The sequence below is a fragment of the Pulveribacter suum genome (assembly GCF_003013695.1).
GTDB classification, from domain to species: domain Bacteria; phylum Pseudomonadota; class Gammaproteobacteria; order Burkholderiales; family Burkholderiaceae_C; genus Melaminivora; species Melaminivora suum.
Genome location: NZ_CP027792.1, coordinates 2,876,577 through 2,893,175, shown reverse-complemented (window position 1 = coordinate 2,893,175; position 16,599 = coordinate 2,876,577). Strand labels below are relative to the sequence as shown.

Annotated in this window: 16 protein-coding genes; 9 read left to right on the top strand and 7 right to left on the bottom strand. The window is 69.7% G+C overall.

The features are described from left to right. The first annotated feature begins 60 nt into the window (after positions 1-60). The 3 genes from coaBC to C7H73_RS13175 all read left to right on the top strand — a co-directional run bounded on the left by coaBC (position 61) and on the right by C7H73_RS13175 (position 2,415). On the top strand, positions 61-1,287 hold the full coding sequence (gene coaBC / locus C7H73_RS13185; protein ID WP_106847069.1) for a bifunctional phosphopantothenoylcysteine decarboxylase/phosphopantothenate--cysteine ligase CoaBC: 1,227 nt from the start codon (positions 61-63) through the stop codon (positions 1,285-1,287). Beyond that, positions 1,284-1,730 carry a dUTP diphosphatase gene (gene dut / locus C7H73_RS13180; protein ID WP_106847068.1) on the top strand — a complete coding sequence of 149 codons (447 nt, stop codon included), beginning with the start codon at positions 1,284-1,286 and terminating at the stop codon, positions 1,728-1,730. The genes coaBC and dut overlap by 4 nt, the downstream gene beginning before the upstream one ends. 199 nt (positions 1,731-1,929) lie before the next feature. After that, positions 1,930-2,415: an outer membrane lipoprotein gene (locus C7H73_RS13175; protein ID WP_106847067.1), complete on the top strand. Its 486-nt coding sequence runs from the start codon at positions 1,930-1,932 to the stop codon at positions 2,413-2,415. 60 nt (positions 2,416-2,475) lie between these two features. On the opposite strand, the gene C7H73_RS13170 is transcribed toward C7H73_RS13175, so the two are convergent. Beyond that, positions 2,476-3,000, bottom strand: coding sequence for an FKBP-type peptidyl-prolyl cis-trans isomerase (locus tag C7H73_RS13170; protein ID WP_106847066.1), 525 nt, complete (start codon positions 2,998-3,000; stop codon positions 2,476-2,478). Between the two features lie 58 nt (positions 3,001-3,058). Between C7H73_RS13170 and C7H73_RS13165 the strand changes: the two genes are divergently transcribed. The 3 genes from C7H73_RS13165 (at position 3,059) to C7H73_RS13155 (ending at position 5,141) form a co-directional block, all read left to right on the top strand. Further along, complete coding sequence (locus C7H73_RS13165; RefSeq protein WP_106847065.1) at positions 3,059-4,186, top strand: cupin domain-containing protein; 1,128 nt, start codon at positions 3,059-3,061, stop codon at positions 4,184-4,186. Between the two features lie 19 nt (positions 4,187-4,205). Then, the gene (locus C7H73_RS13160) at positions 4,206-4,715 is read left to right on the top strand and encodes a hypothetical protein (protein WP_106847064.1); all 510 of its coding nucleotides are present in this window, start codon (positions 4,206-4,208) and stop codon (positions 4,713-4,715) included. Between the two features lie 147 nt (positions 4,716-4,862). Continuing rightward, positions 4,863-5,141 carry a hypothetical protein gene (locus C7H73_RS13155; protein WP_106847063.1) on the top strand — a complete coding sequence of 93 codons (279 nt, stop codon included), beginning with the start codon at positions 4,863-4,865 and terminating at the stop codon, positions 5,139-5,141. Positions 5,142-5,256: 115 nt separating this feature from the next. On the opposite strand, the gene C7H73_RS13150 is transcribed toward C7H73_RS13155, so the two are convergent. The 6 genes from C7H73_RS13150 to C7H73_RS13130 are packed head-to-tail and all read right to left on the bottom strand — an operon-like array spanning position 5,257 to position 10,069. Beyond that, on the bottom strand, positions 5,257-6,039 hold the full coding sequence (locus tag C7H73_RS13150; protein ID WP_106847062.1) for an MBL fold metallo-hydrolase: 783 nt from the start codon (positions 6,037-6,039) through the stop codon (positions 5,257-5,259). Between the two features lies 1 nt (position 6,040). Next, positions 6,041-7,129, bottom strand: a complete 1,089-nt coding sequence (bamC, locus tag C7H73_RS13145) for an outer membrane protein assembly factor BamC (protein WP_106847679.1) — start codon at positions 7,127-7,129, stop codon at positions 6,041-6,043. A gap of 60 nt (positions 7,130-7,189) precedes the next feature. Next, a complete protein-coding gene (gene dapA, locus C7H73_RS13140; RefSeq protein WP_106847061.1) occupies positions 7,190-8,089 on the bottom strand; it encodes a 4-hydroxy-tetrahydrodipicolinate synthase in 900 nt (299 codons plus the stop codon). Positions 8,090-8,140: 51 nt separating this feature from the next. Beyond that, a complete protein-coding gene (locus C7H73_RS13135; RefSeq protein WP_106847060.1) occupies positions 8,141-8,698 on the bottom strand; it encodes a class I SAM-dependent methyltransferase in 558 nt (185 codons plus the stop codon). Between the two features lie 2 nt (positions 8,699-8,700). Further along, the gene (locus C7H73_RS15830; protein WP_264371565.1) at positions 8,701-8,829 is read right to left on the bottom strand and encodes a hypothetical protein; all 129 of its coding nucleotides are present in this window, start codon (positions 8,827-8,829) and stop codon (positions 8,701-8,703) included. 13 nt (positions 8,830-8,842) lie between these two features. After that, positions 8,843-10,069, bottom strand: coding sequence for an MFS transporter (locus C7H73_RS13130; RefSeq protein WP_106847059.1), 1,227 nt, complete (start codon positions 10,067-10,069; stop codon positions 8,843-8,845). Positions 10,070-10,161: 92 nt separating this feature from the next. Here C7H73_RS13130 and C7H73_RS13125 point away from each other — a divergent pair, with 92 nt between their 5' ends. The 3 genes from C7H73_RS13125 to C7H73_RS13115 all read left to right on the top strand — a co-directional run bounded on the left by C7H73_RS13125 (position 10,162) and on the right by C7H73_RS13115 (position 16,563). Then, positions 10,162-12,144 (top strand): DNA topoisomerase IV subunit B, encoded by a 1,983-nt coding sequence (locus tag C7H73_RS13125; RefSeq protein WP_106847058.1) that lies wholly within the window; start codon positions 10,162-10,164, stop codon positions 12,142-12,144. A gap of 72 nt (positions 12,145-12,216) precedes the next feature. After that, entirely contained in the window at positions 12,217-14,565 is a 2,349-nt protein-coding gene (gene parC, locus C7H73_RS13120; RefSeq protein ID WP_106847057.1) for a DNA topoisomerase IV subunit A, read from the top strand. Positions 14,566-14,820: 255 nt separating this feature from the next. Then, positions 14,821-16,563: a methyl-accepting chemotaxis protein gene (locus C7H73_RS13115; RefSeq protein ID WP_106847056.1), complete on the top strand. Its 1,743-nt coding sequence runs from the start codon at positions 14,821-14,823 to the stop codon at positions 16,561-16,563. Positions 16,564-16,599 lie beyond the last annotated feature (36 nt).

Sequence of the window (16,599 nt, the reverse complement as noted above, 5' to 3'; positions counted from 1 at the left end):
CAGCCCCGCCAAAGGGCCGTGCGCAGGCGTGCGCCATGCCCTCTGCCAGAATCCCCGCCCATGAATGCACTTGCTGGCAAACACATCGTGCTGGGCCTCTCCGGGGGCGTGGCCTGCTACAAAGCGGCGGAGCTCGCGCGGCTGCTGATCAAGGCCCAGGCCACCGTGCAGGTGGTGATGACCGAGGCGGCCGAGCAGTTCATCACGGCCGTGACGCTGCAGGCGCTGACGGGCCGGCCCGTCTATGGCTCGCAGTGGGACGCGCGCGAGGCCAACAACATGGCGCACATCAACCTCTCGCGCGAGGCCGACGCGGTGTTGATCGCCCCCTGCAGCGCCGACTTCATCGCGCGCCTGGCGCAGGGGCGGGCCGATGAGCTGCTCAGCCTGCTGTGCCTGGCCAGGCCGTCCGATCGTGTGCCGCTGCTGCTGGCACCCGCCATGAACCGCCAGATGTGGGCCCACCCGGCCACGCAGCGCAACCTGGCCCAGGTGCAGCAGGACGGCGCCACCGTGCTGGGCGTGGGCCATGGGGACCAGGCCTGCGGTGAGACGGGCGACGGGCGCATGCTGGAGGCCGCCGAGATCCTGGAAGAGCTGGCCGCCTTCTTCGCCCCGAAGCTGCTGGCGGGGCAGCAGGTGCTGATCACGGCCGGCCCTACCTTCGAGGCCATCGACCCGGTGCGCGGCATCACCAATCTGTCGTCGGGCAAGATGGGTTTTGCCATCGCCCGTGCTGCGCGCGAGGCGGGCGCCGAGGTCACCCTGGTGGCCGGCCCGGTGCACCTGCCGACGCCGCGGGGCGTGCGGCGGCTGGACGTGGTTTCAGCACAAAATATGCTCGAAACCGTTGCTGGTCAAGCGCAAGCAGCTACCGTATTCATAGCGACAGCGGCCGTGGCCGACTGGCGCCCGGCGACCAGCGCCGACCACAAGATCAAGAAGGACGGATCGGGCGCCGTGCCGGCCCTGGCCTTCGTGGAGAACCCGGACATCCTGGCCACCGTGGCACAGTCGCCGCGCGCGCGCAGCGGCCAGCTGTACTGCGTGGGCTTTGCCGCCGAAAGCGAGAACCTGCTGGAGCACGCCAGCGCCAAGCGCCAGCGCAAGGGCGTGCCCCTGCTGGTGGGCAACATCGGCCCGGCCACCTTCGGCCAGGATGACAACGCCCTGCTGCTGGTCGATGCCGACGGCCACCGCGAGCTGCCGCGTGCTTCCAAGGTGGAGCTGGCGCGCCAGCTGGTGGCGGAAATCGCCCGCCGGCTGCGGCACACTCGCGCCGCATGAACGTTGACATCAAGATTCTCGACGAGCGGCTGGCCGATCAGCTGCCCAGCTATGCCACGCCGGGCAGCGCCGGCCTGGACCTGCGCGCCTGCCTGGACGCGCCGCTGCTGCTGCAGCCCAACGCCTGGCAACTGGTGCCCACCGGCATCGCCATGTACCTGAAGGACCCGGGCTACGCCGCGCTGATCCTGCCGCGCTCGGGCCTGGGCCACAAGCACGGCATCGTGCTGGGCAACCTGGTGGGTCTGATCGACAGCGACTACCAGGGCCAGCTGATGGTCAGCGCCTGGAACCGCAGCGATACGGCTTTCACCCTGCAGCCCCTGGAGCGCCTGGCGCAGCTGGTCATCGTGCCGGTGGTGCAGGCGCAGTTTCGGGTGGTGCAGGATTTTCCCGCCAGCCAGCGCGGCGAGAGCGGCTACGGCTCCACCGGGCGCCATTGATCGGCCCGCGAGGGCGGCGCCTGTCAGCGCATGCTGACGGCCGGGCGCTTGCCCGAACTACGCCGGCGCCGGCCATTGCCCGGCCCCTGGCTGCGCCACGCTTTGCTTCAATCGAACACCTGCAGCGTGGACCAAATGCCCACGCCAGTGTTTTCCCGTTTGCAAGCCAAGCAATCAACTAATCAACAGGAGTGAAGCCATGCGCAAGTATTCCCGTATCGCCGCCATTGCCGGCACCATTTCGCTGGCTGGTGCGCTGGCCGCCTGTGCCGATGCACCGCGCTACGGCGATCAGCCTTACTACCCGGGCCAGCAATCGCAGGCCTACCCCAACTACGACAGCCGGGCGACGGAGTACGGCTCCGTCTCGCATATCGAGGGCCTGCATGCCCGCAACCGCACCAGCGGCGCCGGTGCCGTGCTGGGGGCAGTGGTTGGTGGCGTGCTGGGCAACCAGGTCGGCGGCGGCTCGGGCCGCCTGGCCGCCACTGCCGTGGGCGCGGTAGGCGGGGCGCTGGCCGGCAATGCCATCGAATCGCGCAACGACCGCACGGACTTCGAGTCCTACCGCATCACCATCCAGCTGGACCGCGGCGGCCAGCGCGTGTACGAAGTGCCTGCCACTGGCGATCTGCGCACCGGTGACCGCGTGCGCCTGTACAACGGCCAGATCTCGCGCGTCTGACGGCAGGCACCGGCGCTGCCGGGCTGGGTGGCTCAGGCTGCCCGCCCGGCAATGCAAGCGTCAGTGCAGCGTATCGCTGCCGGGCGCCTGCGGCTGCAGCCGGAAAAAGCCCGTGCCGGCGGTAAGGCGCTCCAGCTCCTGCTCGGTGGCTTCGCGCACGGAATGCACCTTGAGCTGCAGGCGCAGTGCCAGGCCTGCCAGCGGGTGGTTGCCATCCAGCACCACGTGTTCCGGGTAGATCTGCGCCACGGTGTAGAGCGCTTCGCGCGGCGCGTCGGCGCTGGCCCCCGCGGGCAGCGCCGAGCCTTCAAAAGTCATGCCTTCTTCCAGCTCAGCCGGGAACAGCGTGCGCGGCTCCAGAAAGAGCAGCTGGCCGTCATAGTCGCCAAAGGCGTCTTCGGGCTCCAGGTGCAACGACAGCTCGGCGCCGGGCGCATAGCCCTGCAGGGCCTGCTCGATGCGCGCCAGCAGGTCGTCGCCGCCGACAAGAAACTCCACCGGATCGTCCAGCACGTCCAGTTCTTCGCCCATGGTGTCCTTGAGCACCCAGGTCAGGGCCACCACGCATTGTTCGTTGATTTCCATAGGACAATTGTCGCAGCTCCCTTCCTCCTAGCTGCCGCCCGCCCGGCTGCCACCCTCCATGGATATCCAACAACCGCTGCCGCTGCTGGGCGGCCTGAGTGCTGACCAATTCATGCGCCGCCACTGGCACAAGAAGCCCTTGCTGGTGCGCCAGGCAATGCCCGGCTTCAAGCCGCCTGTCTCGCGCAGCGCGCTGCTGCAGCTGGCCGGCAGCGAGGACGTGGAGTCGCGCCTGATCCAGCACAGGGATGGGCGCTGGCTGCTGCGCCACGGGCCGCTGCCGCGCCGCGCCATCCCCTCGCTTTCGACCCGCGAGTGGACGGTATTGGTGCAGGGGGTGGACCTGCACGACGACGCCACGCACGCGCTGATGCAGCAGTTCGCCTTCGTGCCGCAGGCACGGCTGGACGACCTCATGATCAGCTATGCCAGCGATGGCGGCGGTGTCGGTCCGCATTTCGACAGCTACGACGTCTTCCTGCTGCAGGCCCAGGGCCGCCGGCGCTGGCGCATCGGCCGCCAGAAAAACCTGGAGCTGGTGGACGGCCTGCCTTTGAAAGTGCTGGCGAACTTCGAGCCGGAAGAGGAATACGTGCTGGAGCCTGGCGACCTGCTGTACCTGCCACCGCGCTGGGCGCACGACGGCGTGGCCGAGGGCGAGTGCATGACGTATTCCATCGGCTTTCGCTCGCCAGAGCGGGCCGGCCTGGCGCACGAGGTGCTGCTGCGCATGGCCGATGCCGCCGCCGATGAGGAGGGCGGCCCCCTCTACCGCGATCCGCAGCAGCCGGCCGTGGCCACGCCAGGGGCCATTCCGGCCGAGCTGCAGGCCTTTGCCCGCCAGGCCGTCGAGCGCGCCCTGGCCCAGCCGCAGGCGCTGGAATGCGCCCTGGGGGAGGCATTGACCGAGCCCAAGCCGAACGTCTGGTTCGAGCCAGGGGCGGGCGCCGGCCTGCTCGAGAGCGTGGCGCTGGACCGGCGCACCCGCATGATGTATGACGCGCGGCACATCTTCATCAACGGCGAGAGCTATCGCGCTGCCGGGCGCGACGCGGCGCTGATGCGCCGCCTGGCCGACGCCCGTGCGCTGACGCCGGCCGAGCTGGCCCGCGCCAGCGATGAGGCGCTGGAGCTGCTGTCCGCCTGGTGCGACGCCGGCTGGGCGCACGCCGGGCCGGCCGCCTGAAGCACGGGAGGGCTCACCCATGGATGACGCGAACGCAGCAGCGCCTGCCCTGCCTGAAGGCCGTTTCGAGGGCCGCGAGGACTTCCGCCAGCGGGTGCGCGACGCGCTGGCGGCGGCCGCGCGCGAAGGCTGGGGCGAGCTGATCCTGGCCGATGCTGACTTCATCGACTGGCCACTGGGCGAGCGCGACGTGGTCGATTCACTGCAGCAATGGTCGCGCACCGGGCGCCGCTGCACGCTGCTGGCGCTGGACTATGCCGAGCTGGTGCGCCGCCATCCGCGCTTCGTGCAGTGGCGCCGCCAGTGGGACCACATCATCACCTGCCGCAAGGCCATGGGCAGCGACCCGCTGGCCGTGCCCAGCGCCCTGTGGTCGCCGGCCTGGGTGCTGCAGCGCCGGGACCCGGTGCGCAGCGTGGGCACGACGGACAGCGAGCCCGGGCGGCGCGTGCAGCTGCGCGAGACCCTGGATGAGTGGCTGGAGCGCAAGAGCAGCCCCGCCTTTCCCGCCTCCGTGCTGGGGCTGTAACGGACGGCTCCGCGTAATTCAGGATTGACGGATAATCATCGGTTGGTTTTGCCCCGGGGCATGTGGAGTGCCCCAGCCGGGCCTGCGCCATCGCGGCAAGGGCCACGGCATTTCATAACTATCCCTGTCCATCATAGGAAGACTGCAATGAAGAACTCCGTCGTTCTGGCTGCCCTGGTTGCTGCCGTTGCCCTGGCCGCTTGCGGCAAGAAGGAAGAGCCGGCGCCCGTACCCGCGCCTGCGCCGGTGGAAGCACCCGCTCCGGCACCTGAGCCCGTCCCCGCTCCTGTCGAGGCCCCTGCTTCGGCAGAAGTCCCGGCTCCCGCCACCGACGCTGCTTCCGATGCCAACGCTGCCGATGCGAAGGCGGCGGCCGACGCTGCTGCTGCCGCTGCGACGGGCACTGCTTCGCAAGAAGCCAAGTAAGCGCATCGCCTCTGCGCCTTCTGCCTGGCTCCTGGCTTGGCAGGAGGCAGGGAGAAAAAACAAAACCCCGGTCGCTCAGGCGGCCGGGGTTTTGTCTTTGGCAGGGTCTGGGTTCTCAGTAGCTGGCTTCGATCCAGCCCGTACCCGTGCGCTGGTCGGCCACGACGATGTCCGTGTCGGCGCAGCCCCAGGCACCGGCGAGCGCCGCCTGGGCCAGGTGCGGCTGGTTGTTGCGCGCGCTCAGGTGGGCGGCGACCACATGGCGCAGGCCGGGGTGGCACAGGGCGTGCAGCAGGTCGGCGCTGGCATCGTTGGGCAGGTGGCCGTGGGGTCCGGCGATGCGCCGCTTGAGGAAGGCGGGATAGTGCCCGCCGTGCAGCATGTCCGCGTCGTGGTTGGTTTCCAGCAGCAGGGCGTGGCAGCCGCGCAGGTGCTGCAGCACGTGGTCGCTGGCGTGCCCCAGGTCGGTCATCAGGCCGATGTGCGTGGCCCCGTCGCTGCAGCGCAGGTGCAGCGGCTCGCGCGCGTCGTGGGGCACGGCGAAGGGCAGGGCCTCGAAATCGCCCAGGTCGATGGGCTGGCCGTCGCGTGCGATGCGCAGCAGGCCGTCCAGAGGGGGCGCGCCCATGCCTTCCCAGGTGCCCTGGCTCATCCACACGGGGATGCGCTCGCGCAGCGCCAGCTTGAGCACGCAGCCCGTGTGGTCCGAATGCTCGTGGGTGATGAAGAGCGCGTCCAGCTCGCCTGCCCCGGTGCCGGCGGCGGCCAGCCGCACGTCCACCTGGCGCAGGCTCAGGCCGCAGTCCATCAGCAGGCGGCGCGTGTGGGCGCCGCTGCGTGCCTCGATCAGGGTGGCGTTGCCGCCACTGCCGCTGGCCAGGTTGCGAAAGCGCAGCAAGTTACTTCAGGTCGTCCGCAATGACGCGCACGATGCGCTCGGCGTTGGCCGAGCTCTCGGGCGCGCCGGCGGCATTGAGCACCGACACGGTGCTCTGGCCGCCCTCGCTGCGCACGACGATGCGGTACTTCAGGGGCGCCGCCGCATCGGCGCTGCGGCTGAACAGCTTGCCGAAGAAGCCCTTGTCCTTCTTGTCGGCGTTGGGCTCTACGTAGCGCACGAAGTACACGCCCTGGCTGCGGTCGCGGTCCTCGACGGTGAAGCCCGTGCGGTCCAGCGACACGCCCACGCGGCGCCAGGCCCGGTCGAAAGGCTCATCGAGCTGCACGACGGGCGCGCCGCCCACCTGGCCGATGCGCGCGGAAGGCGCGGCCGGGACCGGGGCGGCGGCGGCAGCGCGCGACTGCTCCTCGCTCACGCCCAGCTTGACCATCATGCGGCGCAGGAATTCGGTCTCCAGCTCCGGATCGGGAGCGCGCGGCTGCCAGACGGTCTGGTCCTTTTGGGTGTTGTTATAGACCTCGATCATGCCGCGGTGGGTCACATAGATCTCGGTGCTGCCGTCGGCGCGCCGCTCCATGCGGGTGCGGAACTTGTCACGCTCGCCGGTGGAGTACAGCGAGTCGAACACCTTGCCGATGGTCTGGCGGATGAAGTCCTGGGGCAGCTTGGCGCGGTTTTCGGCCCAGTCGGTTTCCAGCAGGCCCAGATCGCGCTGCTCCAGGGTATAGACGAAGCCATTGTCCAGCCAGAAGTCGCGCACCGGCTCCCACAGCTGGTCCACCGGGCGGCCCACCACCAGCCAGCGCTGGTTGCCGTCACGCTCGATGTGCACGTCGCCGATCTTCAGGGGCGCGGCGTGGGCCGAGCGGGGCTGCTGCGCCTGGCCAGCCTCGAAGGCCGCGGCCGAGACCACGCCGCCGGGCACCGTGTAGCGGGTGTCGCGCGAGAGCTGCGACAGGTCCGGCGGCACCTCCAGCGTGGCTCCCTTGGTGGCGCTTTTGTAGTCGATCTTGTCGCCCTCCAGGACGGAGCAGGCCGACAGGGACAGGGCGAGGCCGATCAGGCCGATGCGGGTGCCAGGGTTCACGCGTAAATCCTCGTTGGTGCGCGAGCGCAAAGAAAAGGGCAGCAGGGGAAGGGGCAGCGCTCAGGCCACCAGGCCGGCGGCGCGCAGGGCGCCTTCCACCACGGGTTCGTTGGCCTGGGTCAGCGGCGTCATGGGCAGGCGCATGGCCGGGCCGCACAGGCCCATGCGGGCCATGGCCCATTTGACGGGAATCGGGTTGGCCTCGACGAACAGGTGCTTGTGCAGCGCCAGCAGGCGAAACTGGATCTCCATGGCGCGCCGGGCGTCGCCCGCGATGGCCGCGGCGCACAGCTCGCGCATCAGGCGCGGGGCCACGTTGGCCGTCACGCTGATGTTGCCCTGGCCGCCACACAGCATGAGCGCCACAGCCGTCGGGTCGTCGCCCGAATAGACGGCAAAGCCCTTGGGCACGTCGCGGATCAGCCACTGCGCGCGGGCGATATCGCCGGTCGCTTCCTTGATGCCGATGATGCCGGGCACCTGGGCCAGGCGCAGCACGGTCTCGTGGTGCATGTCCGCCACCGAGCGGCCGGGCACGTTGTACAGCACCATGGGCAGGTCACCCACGGCCTCGGCGATCGCCTTGAAGTGCTGGTACTGGCCCTCTTGCGTAGGCTTGTTGTAGTAGGGCACGACCTGCAGCTGGCTGCTCGCGCCCACCTCGCTGGCGTAGCGCGCCAGGGCGATGGCCTCGTGCGTGGAATTGGCGCCGCAGCCGGCCATGACGGGCACGCGGCCGGCGGCCTGCTCGACGGACACGCGGATGATCTCGCGGTGCTCCTCGACGTTCACAGTGGGCGACTCGCCCGTGGTGCCCACCACGCCGATGCAGTCCGTGCCTTCCTGGATGTGCCAGTCGATGAGTTTGCGCAGGGCGGAGTAGTCCACGCTGCCGTCATCGTGCATGGGAGTGGCGAGGGCGACGATGCTGCCCGTCAGGGGGGCGCTGGGAGAGGTCATGGCGCGGTCGAAAACTGCAAAAAAAGCATTCTAACTAGGGCTTGCCGTCCCTCAAGCTGGCGGCATGAGGGGCAGGCGCATGGCCGCGGCGGCCCCGGCGGGCAGGCGCACGGCGGCGATGCGCTGCACGAAGCGCGCCGGCCCCTCCAGGAAGCCGTCTTCATAGGCCACCACCCGCAGCGGCGCGCAGGCGCGCAGCAGCTCGCCCGGAGCCAGCAGAAAGTCGGCCCGCGCAGGCCGGCCCACGGTCTCGTTGCCCTGGGCGAAGGTCTCGTACAGCAGCACGCCGCCCGGCGCCACGCAGTCCACGATGGCGGGCAGCAGGGGGCGCCACAGGTAGTGGGTGACGACCACTGCGGCGAACTGCCGCCCGGCCAGTGGCCAGGGGCCGCCCTCGATGTCGGCCCGGATGGCCTCGGCGTAGGGTGCTATTGAATCAATAGCTTCTGGCGCTTGATCCACGCCGGTTACGGGGTGATTTCGTTCATGAAACCAGCGCAGGTGCCGGCCCGGGCCGCAGGCCACGTCCAGCACCGCGCCGCCGGCGGGTACCAGGTGCGCCCAGCGCACGATCCATTCGGAGGGCCGACCCTGGTGGTGCGGGTGCATGTTCAGAAGCAGGCCCACAGCTGGTCGGCCAGCGCGAGCATGAAGTCCGGCCGCAGGTACCAGGCGAAGACGGCCAGCAGCACGGCCGCGCCGGCCGCGGCGGCCAGCCCGTTGCGTATGCGCGGTGCCATGGCTTTGTTCCTTTCAGGCCGCCTGCGCGGCGGGGCGCACGATGGCGCGCTCGCGCACCGGCAGGTTGATCAGGCCGGCCGCCACGCCCAAGGCGACGGCCAGGTACCACACGATGTCATAGCTGCCCGTGCGGTCATAGAGGTAGCCGCCCAGCCACACGCCCATGAAGCTGCCGATCTGGTGGCTGAAGAACACGAAGCCGCTAAGCATGGACAGATGCTGAACGCCGAAGATCTGCGCCACCACGGCGTTGGTCGGCGGCACGGTGGACAGCCACAGCGCTCCCATCACGGCAGAAAACACATAGACCGACAGCGGCGACAGCGGCACCACCAGGAAGACGGTGATGACCACTGCCCGCGCCCAGTAGATAAACACCAGGATGTTGCGCTTGGGGATGCGCTGGCCCAGGGAGCCGGCCGCGTAGGTGCCAAAGACGTTGAACAGGCCGATCAGCGCCAGCGCAAAGCTGGCCACCTGCGGCGACAGACCGTGGTCCTTCAGGTAGCTGGGCATGTGCACGCCGATGAACACCACCTGAAAGCCGCAGACGAAGTAGCCCAGGGTGAGCAGCACGAAGCTCTTGTGGCGCAGGGCCTCCACCACTGCCTCGCCCATGCTCTGCGAGCGCTGCGCCGGCGTGCCGCCGTGAAAGCCGGGCTCGCGCAGGCCGAAGGCCAGCGGGATGATCAAGAGCGCCATGGCAGCCAGCACCAGCAAGGCCTGCTGCCAGCCGAAGGACAGGATCAGCTGCCCCTCCAGCGGCACCATCAGAAACTGTCCGAAGGAGCCCGCCGCCGCTGCCACGCCCATGGCCCAAGAGCGCTTGTCCGCCGAGATCTGGCGCCCCAGCACGCCATAGATGATGGCGTAGGTGGTACCCGCCTGGGCCGCGCCGATGACCACTCCCGTGGTCAGCGCGAACAGTCCCGGCGTGGGCGACAGCGCCATGCCCACCAGGCCGGCGGCGTACAGCAAGGAGCCGCCGATCAGCACCCGGAAGGCGCCGAAGCGGTCGGCCACCATGCCGCCGAAGATGCCGAACAGCCCCCAGGCCAGGTTCTGGATGGCCATGGCCAGGGCGAAGGTCTGGCGCGTCCAGCCCATGTCCTGCGTGATGGGCTGCAGCCACAGGCCGAAGCCGTGGCGGATGCCCATGGACAGCGTCACCACGGCGGCGCCGCAGAGCAGGACCTGGGCCATGGAAAGCGGGCGCGCGCGAGTGTTGGCAGGGTGCATGGCAGCGAATGTAAACAAATCCCGCAATGCCTGCCGGGGCAGGCAAAAGAGCGAAAATACTGTTTATATAACCAGTCCTACAATCCGCCGCCATGGCAGCCAAACCCGCATCCCACACCACCAGCGACTACGCAGAAGGCTCGATCCGCGTGCTCAAGGGCCTGGAGCCCGTCAAGCAGCGCCCGGGCATGTACACCCGCACCGACAACCCCCTGCACATCATCCAGGAGGTGCTGGACAACGCCGCCGACGAGGCGCTGGCCGGCTTTGGCAAGAAGATTCGCGTAACGCTGCACCTGGACGGCTCGGTCAGCGTGGAGGACGACGGCCGCGGCATCCCCTTCGGCCTGCACCCGGAAGAAAAGGCCCCCGTGGTGGAGCTGGTCTTCACCCGGCTGCACGCCGGCGGCAAGTTCGACAAGGGCAAAGGCGGGGCCTACAACTTTTCGGGCGGGCTGCACGGCGTGGGCGTGTCGGTGACCAATGCCCTGTCCACGCGCATGGAGGTGACCACGCACCGCGAGGGCCAGTCAGCCCGGTTGGTGTTCGCCGCCGGCGACGTGGTCGAGCCGCTGCAGGCCCGGCCCCTGCAGGCCGGCGAGCGCAAGCAGGGCACCACCGTGCGCGCCTGGCCGGACGCGAAATATTTCGAATCCAGCCACCTGCCCATGGCCGAGCTGACACACCTGTTGCGCAGCAAGGCCGTGCTGATGCCCGGCGTGGCCGTCACGCTGCTGAGCGAGAAGACGCGCGAGACGCAGACCTGGCAGTACAAGGGCGGCCTGCGCGACTACCTGCAGCAGACCCTGCCGGTGGACCCGGTCATCCCCCTGTTCGAGGGCGAGGGCTTTGCCGACGCCGGCAGCGACAGCTTTGCCGAGGGCGAGGGCGCGGCCTGGGCCGTGGCCTTCACCGAAGAAGGCGCGCCGGTGCGCGAGAGCTATGTCAACCTGATCCCCACCAGCGCCGGCGGCACGCACGACAGCGGCCTGCGCGACGGCCTGTTCCAGGCCGTCAAGGGCTTCATCGAGCTGCACGGACTTTTACCCAAGGGCGTCAAGCTGATGCCCGAGGACGTGTTCGCGCGCGCCAGCTACGTGCTGTCGGCCAAGGTGCTGGACCCGCAATTCCAGGGCCAGATCAAGGAGCGGCTGAACTCGCGCGACGCGGTGCGGCTGGTCTCCAGCTTCGTGCGCCCGGCGCTAGAGCTGTGGCTGAACCAGCACGTGGACTACGGCAAGAAGCTGGCAGAACTGGCCATCAAGGCCGCGCAAACGCGCCAGAAGGCCGGCCAGAAGGTCGAAAAGCGCAAGGGTTCGGGCGTGGCCGTGCTGCCGGGCAAGCTCACCGACTGCGAAAGCCGCGACACGCAGTACAACGAAGTCTTCCTGGTCGAGGGCGACAGCGCCGGCGGCAGCGCCAAGATGGGCCGCGACAAGGAAACGCAGGCCATCCTGCCGCTGCGCGGCAAGGTGCTCAACACGTGGGAGGTCGAGCGCGACCGGCTGTTTGCCAACACCGAAGTGCACGACATCTCGGTCGCCATCGGCGTGGACCCGCACGGCCCGCTGGACGAGCCCGACCTGTCGGGCCTGCGCTACGGCAAGATCTGCATCCTCTCGGACGCGGACGTGGACGGCTCGCACATCCAGGTGCTGCTCTTGACCCTGTTCTTTCGCCACTTCCCCAGGCTGATCGAGGCCGGCCACATCTACGTGGCGCGCCCGCCGCTCTTTCGCGTGGACATCCCCGCGCGCGGCAAGAAGCCCGCCGCCAAGCTGTACGCGCTGGACGAAGGCGAGCTCGCCGCCATCCTGGACAAGGCCGCCAAGGAAGGCGTGGCGCGCGAGAAATGCCAGATCAGCCGCTTCAAGGGCCTGGGCGAGATGAACGCCGAGCAGCTGTGGGAAACCACCCTGAACCCCGACACCCGCCGCCTGCTGCCGGTGCAGCTGGGCAGCGCCGGCTACGAGGCCACCGAAAACCTGATGACCCGCCTGATGGGCAAGGGCGAGGCCGGCTCGCGGCGCGAGCTGATGGAGCTGCACGGCGACGCGGTGGACGTCGATATCTAAGCGCCCCGATTAGTGGTCTTTTTGGCCTCCAGCCCTTGCCAGGCAAGCGCTGGAAGCTCCTGTTTTTGAAGCATGACAGAACATCCCGCTCCTGATCTCTCGCCCGCCCCGCAGGCGGATGATTCGCTGGCCAGCTACGCCCAGCGCGCCTACCTCGAATACGCCCTGTCCGTCGTCAAGGGCCGGGCGCTGCCCGACGTCTGCGATGGCTTGAAGCCGGTGCAGCGGCGCATCCTCTACGCCATGGGCGAGATGGGCCTGGGCTGGAGCGGCGCCAACCGCAACACCGCCGCCCGGCCCGTGAAGAGCGCGCGCGTGGTGGGCGACGTGCTGGGCCGGTTTCACCCGCACGGCGACCAGTCGGCCTACGACGCGCTGGTGCGCCTGGCGCAGGACTTCAACCAGCGCTACCCGCTGATCGACGGCCAGGGCAACTTTGGCAGCCGCGACGGCGACGGCGCGGCCGCCATGCGCTACACCGAGGCGCGCCTGGCGCGCATCACCACTTTGCTGCTCGACGAGATCGACATGGGCACAGTGGATTTCGTGCCCAACTACGACGGCTCGACGCTGGAGCCGCGCCAGCTGCCGGCGCGCCTGCCGTTTGCGCTGCTCAACGGCGCCAGCGGCATCGCCGTGGGCCTGGCCACCGAGATCCCCAGCCACAACCTGCGCGAGGTGGCCGATGCCTGCGTGGCGCTGGTCAAGACGCCGAAGCTGTCCGACGACGAGGTGTACGCGCGGATCCCGGGGCCGGACTACCCCGGCGGCGGGCAGATCATCAGCCCGGCGGCCGACATCCAGGCGGCCTACCGCACCGGGCGGGGCAGCCTGAAGGTGCGCGCGCGCTGGAAGATCGAGGAGCTGGCGCGCGGCCAGTGGCAGCTGGTGGTGACCGAGCTGCCGCCCGGCGTGTCGGCGCAGAAGGTGCTCGAGGAGATCGAGGAGCTCACCAACCCCAAGGTCAAGGCGGGCAAGAAGGCCCTGAACCCGGAGCAGGTGCAGCTGAAAGCCAGCATGCTGGCGCTGCTGGACGGCGTGCGCGACGAGTCCAGCAAGGACGCGCCGGTGCGCCTGGTCATCGAGCCCAAGACCTCGAAGATTGCCCAGGCCGAGCTGACCACGACCCTGCTGGCGCACACCAGCCTGGAGACGTCCGCGCCCATCAACCTGACCATGGTGGGCCTGGATGGCCGGCCGGTGCAAAAGTCGCTGCGCCAGATGCTGGAGGAGTGGATCGCCTTTCGCCAGCAGACCATCACGCGGCGCAGCCAGCACCGCCTGGCCAAGGTGCTCGAGCGCATCCACATTCTCGAAGGGCGGCAGATCGTGCTGCTCAACATCGACGAGGTCATCGCCATCATCCGCGGAGCCGACGAGCCCAAGGCCGCGCTGATCGAGCGCTTCCGCCTGTCGGATCGACAGGCTGAGGACATCCTGGAGATCCGCTTGCGCCAGCTGGCGCGGCTGGAGGCCATCAAGATCGAGCAGGAGCTCGCTGATCTGCGCGAGGAGCAGGGCAAGCTGGAAGACATCCTGGGCAACCCGGCCTCGCTGCGCCGGCTGATGGTGCGCGAGATCGAGGCGGATGCCAAACAGTTTGCCGACGCGCGCCGCACGCTGATCCAGGAGGAACGCCGCGCCGTGGTGGAGGTGCGCGTGCCCGACGAGCCGGTCACCGTCATCGTCTCGCACAAGGGCTGGGTGCGCGCCCGCCAGGGCCATGGGCTGGACGCGGCCAGCTTCACCGTCAAGGCGGGCGACAGCCTGTACGGCACCTTCGAGTGCCGCACGGTGGACACGCTCATCGTCTTTGGCAGCAATGGCCGGGTGTATTCGGTGGCCGTGGCGCAGCTGCCCGGCGGGCGTGGCGACGGCCAGCCCATCACCACGCTGATCGAGCTGGAGTCGGGCACGCAGCCGCTGCACTACTTTGCCGGGCCGGCCGGCGCGGCGCTGGCGCTGGCGGGCTCCGGTGGCTACGGCTTCGTCTCCACCGTGGAGCACATGACCGGGCGCAACCGCGGCGGCAAGGCCTTCGTGAGCCTGGCCGAGGGCGAGCGCCTGTGCCGCCCCTCGCATGCGGCGTTCACCAGCGCCAGCCAGCCTTTGGTCTCCGCCACGCACGTGTGCTGCGCCTCGGTGGGCGGGCGCATCCTGACGTTCGAGATCAGCGAGATGAAGTTCATGGAAAAGGGCGGGCGCGGCCTGATGCTGATCGACCTGGAAGCGGGCGACCAGCTGGCCGGCGTGGCCGCCTACACGCGCAGCGTGCGCTTCGAAGGCGTGGGCCGCGGCGGCAAGGCGCGCCAGGAGCAGCTGGAAATCCGCTCGCTGAACAACGCCCGCGCCGCCCGCGGCCGCAAGGGCAAGGCGGCCGACCTGGGCTTCAAGGTGGCGGACGTGCTGCGCGTGGAGTAGCCCGGCATCGCGGGCCGCGGCACAGTGCAGCTCTATTCAAAAATGATAGCTGCTGGCGCTTGATGGTATTGGGCTAGAGGCCAAAAACGCCGTTAACTTTCTGGCCGCCTTGCCCGGCAGCGGGCGGCCGAAGGCAGGCGCAGGGCGCGCGGTGTTGCCAAGGCGCAAGGGCCGGGCTGTTGCGTTTGGTAGCATTCCCGGGCCGGGGCTCGCGCTCTTGTTGAGCCCTGGTTCTTCCACCGCAGGAGTTGCCCCATGAAAACGCTGCGTCTGTCGCACAAGCTCTGGCTGGCCGTCATGGCCATCGTGGTGGCGCTGGTCGCCGTGGTGGGCGCTGCCGGCTACCGCTCGGCCCAGTCCCAGGCCCAGGCCGATGCCGTCACCCAGGAAACCTCGCGCCGCGTGCAGCTGGCCGCGCAGTGGATGGCGCTGACCGAGCTCAACGCCGCGCGCACGCTGGCACTGGTGCTCAGCAGCGAGATGGCGGTGGAGCAGGCCTTTCAGGCCGATCTGGTGGCCACCAGCGAGCGCATCACGCAGATGCAAAAGACGCTGCAGGAGCTGGCGCTGTCGCCCGCCACGCGCCAGCAGATGGAGCGCGTGGCCAGCGCCCGCGCCACCATGACGCAGCTGCGCGCCCAGGCGCGCAAGTTGCGCGACGAGAGCGACTACGACGGCGCCTCCAAACTGGCCCTGCAGTCGCTGGTGCCGGCCGTGCGCTCGTACCTGGACACGCTGCGCCAGGTGGTGGATCTGTTCGAGCTGGAGGCGCGCGAGCGCCACGCCGAAATGTCCGGCGCCCGCATGGCGACCGTGAAGATGGCCGGCGCCGCCGTGGCCGTGCTGCTGCTGGGCATCGTGGCCGGGGCGTGGGTGCTGATCCGCAGCATCCAGCGGCCGCTGACCCAGGCCAACGAGGTGGCCGCGCGCATCGCCCAAGGCGACCTGCGCGCACAGGCGCTGGACGGCGCGGGGCGCAGCGACGAGTTCGGCGAGCTGCTGGCCTCGCTGGCGGCCATGCGCGGCTCGCTGGCCGGCACGGTGCAGCAGGTGCGGCGCAGCACCGACAGCATCGCCACCGCCAGTGCGCAGATTGCCGCCGGCAACCAGGACCTGTCGGCGCGCACGGAAAGCACCTCCAGCAACCTGCAGCAGACGGCCGCGGCCATGGAGGAGTTCACCGCCACGCTGCAGCAAAGCGCGGGCAGCGCCGGCCAGGCCAGCCAGCTCGCTGGCGCTGCCCGCGAGGTGGCGCTGCGCGGCGGCGCGGTGGTGACCGAGGTCGTCGCCACCATGGAAGAAATCCAGGGCAGCAGCCGCAAGATCGCCGACATCATCCAGGTCATCGACTCGATTGCCTTCCAGACCAACATCCTGGCGCTGAACGCCGCTGTCGAGGCCGCGCGCGCCGGCGAGCAGGGCCGGGGCTTTGCCGTGGTGGCGAGCGAGGTGCGCAGCCTGGCCGGGCGCAGCGCAGAGGCCGCGCGCGAGATCAAGGCGCTGATCGGCTCGTCCGTTGACCGGGTGGAGGACGGCTCGCGCCTGGTGCAGCAGGCCGGCGCCACCATGGGCCAGATCGTGCAGTCCGTGCAGCGCGTGGCCGACATGATCGGCGAGGTGACGGCCGCCGCGGCCGAGCAAAGCGCGGGCGTGGGCCAGGTCAACCAGGCCGTGGGCCAGCTGGACCAGATGACGCAGCAAAACGCCGCGCTGGTCGAGCAAAGCGCCGCCGCCGCGCACAGCCTGCGCGAGCAGGCCCAGCAGCTGGCACAGGTGGTGGCCACCTTCCAGGTGGACGGTACGGGCCCGGCCCCGGCCCCGGCCCCGGCCCCGGCCGCCGCGCCGCGCCCGGCGGCGCCTGCTTTTGCTGCGGTCGCCGCTCCGGTGCGCGCGGCCTCCGCGCCCCCGGCGGCTTTGCCGCGCAAGCCCGCGCCCGCGGCGCTCGCCCCTGCTCCCGCGCTGGCCGCGGGCGCCTCGGACGACTGGGAAAGCTTCTGACCTGAGCGCCCGGGCGCCTGAGATTCAGGGCCCGCG

What these genes read in the sequence shown, in the direction of transcription:
- coaBC (WP_106847069.1), top strand. Translation starts at nt 61, where the DNA reads ATGAATGCACTTGCTGGCAAACACATCGTGCTGGGCCTCTCCGGGGGC.
- C7H73_RS13165 (WP_106847065.1), top strand. Translation starts at nt 3,059, where the DNA reads ATGGATATCCAACAACCGCTGCCGCTGCTGGGCGGCCTGAGTGCTGAC.
- C7H73_RS13125 (WP_106847058.1), top strand. Translation starts at nt 10,162, where the DNA reads ATGGCAGCCAAACCCGCATCCCACACCACCAGCGACTACGCAGAAGGC.
- C7H73_RS15830 (WP_264371565.1), bottom strand. Translation starts at nt 8,829, where the DNA reads ATGGCACCGCGCATACGCAACGGGCTGGCCGCCGCGGCCGGCGCGGCC.
- dapA (WP_106847061.1), bottom strand. Translation starts at nt 8,089, where the DNA reads ATGACCTCTCCCAGCGCCCCCCTGACGGGCAGCATCGTCGCCCTCGCC.
- dut (WP_106847068.1), top strand. Translation starts at nt 1,284, where the DNA reads ATGAACGTTGACATCAAGATTCTCGACGAGCGGCTGGCCGATCAGCTG.
- C7H73_RS13135 (WP_106847060.1), bottom strand. Translation starts at nt 8,698, where the DNA reads ATGCACCCGCACCACCAGGGTCGGCCCTCCGAATGGATCGTGCGCTGG.
- C7H73_RS13160 (WP_106847064.1), top strand. Translation starts at nt 4,206, where the DNA reads ATGGATGACGCGAACGCAGCAGCGCCTGCCCTGCCTGAAGGCCGTTTC.
- C7H73_RS13170 (WP_106847066.1), bottom strand. Translation starts at nt 3,000, where the DNA reads ATGGAAATCAACGAACAATGCGTGGTGGCCCTGACCTGGGTGCTCAAG.
- C7H73_RS13175 (WP_106847067.1), top strand. Translation starts at nt 1,930, where the DNA reads ATGCGCAAGTATTCCCGTATCGCCGCCATTGCCGGCACCATTTCGCTG.
- C7H73_RS13155 (WP_106847063.1), top strand. Translation starts at nt 4,863, where the DNA reads ATGAAGAACTCCGTCGTTCTGGCTGCCCTGGTTGCTGCCGTTGCCCTG.
- C7H73_RS13115 (WP_106847056.1), top strand. Translation starts at nt 14,821, where the DNA reads ATGAAAACGCTGCGTCTGTCGCACAAGCTCTGGCTGGCCGTCATGGCC.
- C7H73_RS13130 (WP_106847059.1), bottom strand. Translation starts at nt 10,069, where the DNA reads ATGCACCCTGCCAACACTCGCGCGCGCCCGCTTTCCATGGCCCAGGTC.
- parC (WP_106847057.1), top strand. Translation starts at nt 12,217, where the DNA reads ATGACAGAACATCCCGCTCCTGATCTCTCGCCCGCCCCGCAGGCGGAT.